The organism is Rhabdaerophilum sp. (genome assembly GCF_046092605.1).
Lineage (GTDB): Bacteria > Pseudomonadota > Alphaproteobacteria > Rhizobiales > Beijerinckiaceae > Rhabdaerophilum.
The window spans coordinates 1-7,012 of sequence record NZ_JBJTDY010000048.1 but is presented as its reverse complement, the minus strand read 5'-3'; the positions used below and the strand labels follow the sequence as shown (position 1 = coordinate 7,012).

Annotated in this window: 6 protein-coding genes and 1 pseudogene; 2 read left to right on the top strand and 5 right to left on the bottom strand. The window is 64.3% G+C overall.

Annotated features, from left to right (window positions below; genetic code table 11):
* A pseudogene (locus ACKODO_RS04350) lies at nucleotides 1-627 on the top strand (hypothetical protein); the annotation flags it as partial.
* On the opposite strand, the gene ACKODO_RS04345 reads toward ACKODO_RS04350, so the two are convergent.
* From ACKODO_RS04345 to ACKODO_RS04325, 5 genes are all read right to left on the bottom strand, one after another.
* On the bottom strand, nucleotides 628-1,611 hold the full coding sequence (locus tag ACKODO_RS04345) for an ABC transporter ATP-binding protein (protein WP_408982227.1): 984 nt from the start codon (nucleotides 1,609-1,611) through the stop codon (nucleotides 628-630). It abuts the pseudogene before it with no gap.
* The gene (locus ACKODO_RS04340) at nucleotides 1,608-2,594 is read right to left on the bottom strand and encodes an ABC transporter ATP-binding protein (protein WP_408982226.1); all 987 of its coding nucleotides are present in this window, start codon (nucleotides 2,592-2,594) and stop codon (nucleotides 1,608-1,610) included. Before ACKODO_RS04340 ends, ACKODO_RS04345 begins: the two co-directional genes overlap by 4 nt.
* On the bottom strand, nucleotides 2,594-3,538 hold the full coding sequence (locus ACKODO_RS04335; protein WP_408982225.1) for an ABC transporter permease: 945 nt from the start codon (nucleotides 3,536-3,538) through the stop codon (nucleotides 2,594-2,596). The genes ACKODO_RS04340 and ACKODO_RS04335 overlap by 1 nt, the downstream gene beginning before the upstream one ends.
* Before the next feature lies 1 nt (nucleotide 3,539).
* The gene (locus ACKODO_RS04330; RefSeq protein ID WP_408982224.1) at nucleotides 3,540-4,526 is read right to left on the bottom strand and encodes an ABC transporter permease; all 987 of its coding nucleotides are present in this window, start codon (nucleotides 4,524-4,526) and stop codon (nucleotides 3,540-3,542) included.
* A gap of 61 nt (nucleotides 4,527-4,587) precedes the next feature.
* On the bottom strand, nucleotides 4,588-6,183 hold the full coding sequence (locus tag ACKODO_RS04325; RefSeq protein ID WP_408982223.1) for an ABC transporter substrate-binding protein: 1,596 nt from the start codon (nucleotides 6,181-6,183) through the stop codon (nucleotides 4,588-4,590).
* Between the two features lie 267 nt (nucleotides 6,184-6,450).
* On the opposite strand from ACKODO_RS04325, the gene ACKODO_RS04320 reads away from it, so the two are divergent.
* Nucleotides 6,451-7,012: amidohydrolase (locus tag ACKODO_RS04320; RefSeq protein WP_408982222.1), on the top strand; the 562-nt coding region annotated here is incomplete at its 3' end.

Below are 7,012 nucleotides of genomic sequence, written 5' to 3'. Positions count from 1 at the left end.
ATCAAGAACCGCAGGAGCATGGCCTTCGCGCTGATGGTGCTGGTGATCACCGCCATCGCGCTGGGCCCCAACCGGGCGGCCTTCGGCCCGCTGGCGGCAAGCCTTCTGGTGCTCGCCCTGGCCTGGAACCGCCCGGAGGCGGCAGGCCGCATTGTCGGCCTTGCCGTGGCTGCCGCCATTCTGCTGCTCCCCTTCGCCAGCGCCTTCGGAAGCCAGCTTGGCATGGCAGGGTTGGAGCGCTGGTGGCAGATGATCCTCGATGAGCCCCTGCATTTCCTCACCGGCCGCGGCTTCGACGCCGGCAACGCAGCGCGGGTCATCGGGGTGATCGGCCCTGAACTTCCGGTGAGCCTCATTAGCGACTTGTGGTTCGATCTCGGCGTCCTGGGCGCGCTGTTCTTCGCGATCCCCGTCGCCTGGGCCTTCATCGCGGCAGGAAAGCTTGGCTATGAGCTTGCCCCGGCGACGCTCGCCGCCCTGTCCGCCGCGATGACCGTCGCGCTCTTCGACCGCAACGCGACGCAGACCTGGTGGTTCCACGGCCTCGCCGTCTTCGCCATCGTGCTGATGTCGGTCGAGCGCGGTCGCTATCGCACCTTGCGCCCCCGCGCCGAAATCAATCCCTGATCATTCCGCAGCCCTGGCCTGTGGCGTAAGCGCGTGGCAGGCCGCTCCCTCGCGGAAGACCGGCCTCTCGCGCGAGCAGATCGGCATCGCGACGGGACAACGCGGATGGAAGGTGCAGCCCGTGGGCGGGTTGATCGGGCTTGGCACCTCGCCCTGAACCGGCACGCGATCACGGCCGATTTCCGCGAGGTTGGGCACGGCATCGATCAGCAGGCGCGTGTAAGGGTGCTTCGGCGCGAGAAAGAGCGCATCGCTCTCCTGCACTTCCACGAGACGCCCGAGATACATCACGCCGATACGATTCGCCATGTGCCGCACCACGGCGAGATTGTGCGAGATGAAGAGAATGGTGAGACCCAGCCGCTCCTGCAATTCGCGCATCAGGTTCAGGATCTGCGCCTGCACGCTCACGTCGAGCGCGGAAGTGGGTTCGTCGCAGACGATGAATTCCGGCTCGGAGGAAAGGGCGCGGGCAATCGCGATGCGCTGGCGCTGACCACCCGAGAACTGGTGCGGATACTTGTCGCCATCCTTGGGAGAGAGACCCACCAGCGTCAGCAGCTCGGCCACGCGGGCGGCCCGGCTGGCGGCGTCGGTGCGGGCACCGGTGCGGGCACGGGTGACGATCATCGGCTCGGCGATGATATCCGCCACGCGCCAGCGGGGATTGAGCGAGGCATAGGGATCCTGGAAGATCATCTGCACCCTGCCGGGGCGGGGCCGCTCGCCCTCGGGCACGCCCGTGAAGCGCACCGTGCCGCCGCTGGGCTGCAGAAGACCGACCACCATCTTGGCCACGGTGGATTTGCCGGAGCCGGATTCCCCCACCAGCGCGAAGGTCTCGCCCTTGTGGATGGAGAACGACACCTCATCCACCGCCGTCAGCACCTGGCGCGGCTCGCGGGCAATGAAGCGCTCGAGCCACGGCTTCGAGACATCAAAGAGGCGGCGGAGATTGGAAATCTCGAGGATGGGCTCGCTCATGCCGGCACCTCGGCTTCCGAATTGGCGAGCCAGCAGGCAGCCCGCGACGCGCCAGCCTGCACGAGTTCCGGCCGGTCGGTCGCGCAGCGCGGAATGGCGATCGAGCAGCGCGGCTGAAAAGCGCAGCCCTTGGGGATCGCATCAAGACGGGGCATCGCGCCGGAGATCTGCGTCAGGCGTTTCACCCTTGTGTCGAGCGCCGGAATGGCACCCATCAGGCCGCGCGCATAGGGATGACGCGGATGGCGGATCACCTCGGCCACCGGCCCGATTTCCACGATGCGCCCGGCATACATGACCGCCACGCGATCGGCTGTCTCGGCGATCACGCCCATGTCATGGGTGATCAGCATTACCGAGGTGCCGCGCGTGCGACAGAGCCGTTTCAGCAGCGTGATGATCTGCGCCTGAACACTCACATCGAGCGCGGTGGTGGGCTCATCCGCGACGATGAGATCCGGCCCCGCAGCCAGCGCCAGGGCGATCACCACGCGCTGACGCATGCCGCCGGAGAATTCATGCGGATAGCCATCGATGCGCTTCTCGGGCGCGGGGATGCCCACTTCCGTAAGGAGTTCGATGGCCCGCTGGCGCGCTTCCGCCTTCGAGAGCGGCAGATGCGCCTGCAAGGTTTCGATCAACTGGTCACCGATGCGGAAGACCGGGTTCAGCGAGGTGAGCGGGTCCTGGAAGATCATGCCGATCTTGCGCCCGCGGATGGCGCGCATCTCTTTCGGTGGCAGGTTGTCGATCCGCTGGCCGTTGAGATGGATTTCTCCGCCCGTGATGCGGCCGGGTCGTTCGACAAGCCCGATGATCGCGGTGCCGGTGAGCGATTTTCCCGCGCCGCTTTCACCCACGACGCCCAGCACCTCGCCGCGTGCAATGGAAAATGACACGCCATCCAGCGCCCGCAGCGTGCCGCGACGCGTGGCGAAATCAAGCGTGAGGCCCGAGACCTCGAGAACGGGTTTCCCGGCCATCAGCGCAGCCTCGGATTCATCGCGTCGCGCAGCCAGTCGCCCAGGAGGTTGATCGCCAGCGCAAGGATGACGAGCGTGAGCGCCGGGAAGAGCAGAATCCACCACTCCCCGGAAAACAGGAATTGCTGGCCGACGCGGATGAGCGTGCCGAGCGACGGCTGCGTGGGTGGCATGCCCACGCCGAGGAAGGAGAGCGTTGCCTCCTCGATGACGGCCAGGGCGAGGTTGATGGTGGCGATCACGGTCACCGGACCCATCACATTCGGCAGGATGTGCTTGAGCATGATCAGCAGGGGCGAGCGGCCGATGACGCGCGCGGCCTGCACGTATTCCTTGTTCTTCTCGACCAAGGTGGAACCGCGCACGGTGCGTGCATATTGCGCCCAGTTCGAAAGCCCGATGGCGAGGATCAGCAGGATCAGCGTAGCGTCCTCCTGCTGGCCTGGCGGAATGATCCCGCGCGCCACACCGAAGATGAGCAGCGCGATGAGGATCGCCGGAAAGGAGAGCTGGACATCCGCGACGCGCATGATCACGGCCTCGGTCTTCCCGCCGATATAGCCGGCCATCAAGCCCAGAAAGACACCGATCACCGCCGAGAACAGCACCGAGGCCGCGCCCACCAGCAGCGAGACCTGCGTGCCATAGAGCACGGCGGAAAACATGTCCCGGCCCTGGCTGTCCGACCCGAGGAGGAAGGTTTGCCCAGTGAATTCATTGACCTTGCCTGGCGGGGTAAGGCCATCCATCAGGTTCAGCGAGGCCGGGTTGAAGGGGTCCTGCGGCGCATAAAGCGGCGCGAGGATCGCCCCGAAGATCATCACCAGCGAGACGATGGCCGAGACGATGGCCACAGGCGAATGCCGGAACGACCACATCACATCGCTTTCCCAGATGCGCTGGAAGCGCGAGGGTTCGGCGGGGTTGCGGGGCATATCGGTCATTTCAATGCCCCTTCGCCGTGCGGCCGCCCGAACGAAGCCGAGGATCGAGCAGGAAATAGAGGAGATCGACAATCAGGTTGGTAATCACGAACACGGCCGCCACGAACATCAGGTAGGCCGCCATCACCGGCACATCGGCGAATTGCACGGCATTGACGAAGAGCGCGCCGAGGCCCGGCCATTGGAAGACCGTCTCCGTGACAATCGCGAAAGCGATGATCGAGCCGAGCTGCAGGCCGGCAATCGTCACCACCGGCACGAGGGTGTTGCGCAGGGCATGGCGCAGCTCGATGACACGCTCACCAAGGCCGCGGGCACGCGCGAAGCGGATGAAATCCGCGCGCATGACCTCGAGCATTTCGGAGCGCACGAGCCGCATGATGAGGGTAAGTTGGAAGAAGGCGAGCGTCAGCACCGGCATGACAAGCGATCTTCGTCCGCTTTCGGTGAGCAGGCCGGTGCTCCACCAGCCGATCTTCACCGTTTCGCCGCGCCCGAAGGAGGGCAGCCAGCGCAATTCCACCGCGAAAATATAGATGAGCCCGATGCCGATGAGGAAGGTGGGCAAGGACACGCCGATCAGGCTGATCGACATGATGGCGTTCGAGAGGAGCCCTGTGCGATTGATCGCGACATAAACGCCCAGCAGCACGCCGAAGAACGTGGCCACCAGGGCGGAAAGCACGGCAAGCTCCACCGTTGCGGGCAGGCGTTCCCTGATCAGGTCCGACACTTTCCGCGCCTGCCTGAAGGAGACGCCGAATTCGCCGGTTGCCGCATTGCCGATGAAGCGAGCGAATTGCACGGGCCAGGGATCATCCAGCCCGAGGCGCTCGGAAAGCTCCTGCCGGTCCTGCAGGGTGGCTTCCTGCCCGAGCATGTTCGCGACGGGATCGCCCACGAAGCGAAACATCGAGAACGCAATGAAGGCAACCGCGACGAGCACAAGAAGGCCCTGCGCGAGAGAGCGAACGGCATAAGCGAACATGGCGCTCCGACAATCAGGAAAAGGGCGGCGGCACCCTCGATATGCCGCCGCGCCGGGTGAGTCAGGAACGCTTGAAGGACACGAACTTCAGCTTCGGCTGGTTTGACACATCCACCGGAATGTCGAGATCGCTCTTCATGCCGTAGGCGAGGGTCTGATGATGCAACGGGATATAGAGGGCTTCTTCCTTCAGGCGGCCCCAGATATCCGCAATCGTGGCATTGCGCTTGGCGATATCCGTTTCCGAGGACAGCGTCTGGATCTTGCTGTCGATCTCGGCATTGGAATAACGGAGCGCATTCCAGCTGCCGCGCGAACCGGCCCGGGTGTGGTAGAGGAACGAGAAGACGTAATCCGAATCGAAGGTCGGCACGCCCCAGCCGAGCATGAAGAAGTCGGTCTCCGGCGGCTGCTTCTGGATCAGCGTGAAGTGGATGGACTTCGACTGGCTGACCAGGTTCACCTTGACCCCGATCGCGCCCCACATGCCGACAGCGGCCTGGCAAATGGCCTCGTCGTTCACGTAGCGATCATTCGGGCAATGCAAGGTGGTCGAGAACCCGTTGGGGTAGCCGGCATCCGCGAGCAGCTTGCGCGCGGCGGCCAAATCCACGGCGGGAGCGGCATCGAGTTCCTTGGTCCAGCCATTCACGAAGGGCGGCATGATGACACCCGTCGGCACGCTTTCACCCCGCATCACCACACGCTGGATGGCCGCGCGGTTCAGCGCCATGTTCATGGCCTGGCGCACGCGCTTGTCGGCGAAGGGGTTCTTGCCCTCGACATTGTCAGACTTCAGATCGGCATCGCCCACATTGAAACCGAAGAAGATGGTGCGGTTCTCCGGCCCGGAATTGACCCGCAGCTTGCGATCCTGCCTGAGGCGCTCGATATCCTGCACCGGCAGGTCCTGCACGAAATCGATCTCGCCCGAGAGCAGCGCGGCAATGCGTGTCGCATCCGCCTTGATGGGCGTGTAGATGACTTCCGTCACCTCAAGCGGCACTTCCGCCTTGCCCCAGTAATTGTCGTTGCGCTTCAGCACGGTCTTCACGTCCGGCTCGCGGCTGACCAGCAAGAACGGGCCCGTGCCATTGGCATTGCGGACCGCGAAGTTCTCTTCCCTGTTCTTGAAGTCCTGAACCTTGGTGGCGTTGTTCTTCTCGGCCCAGCCCTTGTCCATCATGAACAGGTCGCCCAGGTTGTTGGGCAGCAGCGGGTTGGGCCCCTTGGTCTTGATGCGCACCGTGTGGGAATCGACCTTGGTCACGCTCTCGATGGAGGTCAGCAGGCCCTTCATGTCCGAGGTGGGCTGCATGGCGCGCTCGAGCGAGAAGACCACGTCATCCGCATCGAAATCAGCGCCGTCATGGAACTTCACACCGGTCCGGAGCTTGAACTCCCAGATGGCGGGATCGGAGGTGACGCCCCAGCTGGTCGCCAGCGCCGGCAATTGCTTGCCGGTATGGTCGCGGATGATCAGCGGTTCGTAGATCTGGTGGGCGAGGGTATGGGTCGGCCCCTCGTTCTGGGCATGCGGATCAAGCGTCAGCGAATCACCGGAACGCGCCCATTTCAGGGTGCGTGCTTCGGCGACGCCCGCGAGCATCGTCGTCGTGGCGAGGACCGCGAGCAGGCCCCGGATGGTCATTTTCATGGAACTCTCCCTGTTCTTGCTGGACAGCCTCCCGGACCGCCCTTGATGGAAGGCTAAACGAAATGGAAACCGTTTGTCACGAGCGAAGCGAATCCCGGGCGATATACCACGCGGGATGTGCGGCTATGCGCTGAACTGATCCGATTTCCGAAAGACCTCCCTTTTCGTTATGGCGCGAAGTGGAGTAGCTTCAAGACGTGATCGGGAGGTCGCGCGGCCCGGGAGCCCTGGCGGCTCGCACCGGACATCCCTCGCGAAGGAGACACCATGAAGATCGATCCGCGAATTGCGGCCCTCAAGGGCGAGGTAACCGGCTGGCGCCGCGATTTCCACGCCCATCCGGAAGTGCTCTACGAGGTGCATCGGACGGCGGGCATTGTTGCAGCGAAACTGCGCGAATTCGGTTGCGACGAGGTGGTGGAAGGCATCGGCCGCACCGGCGTCGTCGGCCTCATTCACGGAAAGAACGGCCCCGGCGGCCGGGTGGTGGGCCTGCGCGCCGATATGGATGCACTGCCGATCCACGAGGCGACGGGGGCTGAACACGCCTCGACCGTTGCGGGCAAGATGCATGCCTGCGGGCATGACGGGCATACGGCCATTCTGCTCGGTGCCGCGAAATACCTTGCCGAAACACGGGCTTTCGACGGGACTGTCGCCCTGATCTTCCAGCCGGCCGAAGAGGGCGGGGCGGGCGGCAAGGCTATGGTGGACGACGGCATGATGGACCGTTTCGGCATCAACGAGGTCTATGGCCTGCACAATGCGCCGGGATTTCCGGTGGGCATGTTCGGCCTGCGCCCGGGGCCCCTGATGGCCTCGGCCGATG

What these genes read in the sequence shown, in the direction of transcription:
- ACKODO_RS04335 (WP_408982225.1), bottom strand. Translation starts at nt 3,538, where the DNA reads ATGACCGATATGCCCCGCAACCCCGCCGAACCCTCGCGCTTCCAGCGC.
- ACKODO_RS04345 (WP_408982227.1), bottom strand. Translation starts at nt 1,611, where the DNA reads ATGAGCGAGCCCATCCTCGAGATTTCCAATCTCCGCCGCCTCTTTGAT.
- ACKODO_RS04325 (WP_408982223.1), bottom strand. Translation starts at nt 6,183, where the DNA reads ATGAAAATGACCATCCGGGGCCTGCTCGCGGTCCTCGCCACGACGACG.
- ACKODO_RS04330 (WP_408982224.1), bottom strand. Translation starts at nt 4,526, where the DNA reads ATGTTCGCTTATGCCGTTCGCTCTCTCGCGCAGGGCCTTCTTGTGCTC.
- ACKODO_RS04340 (WP_408982226.1), bottom strand. Translation starts at nt 2,594, where the DNA reads ATGGCCGGGAAACCCGTTCTCGAGGTCTCGGGCCTCACGCTTGATTTC.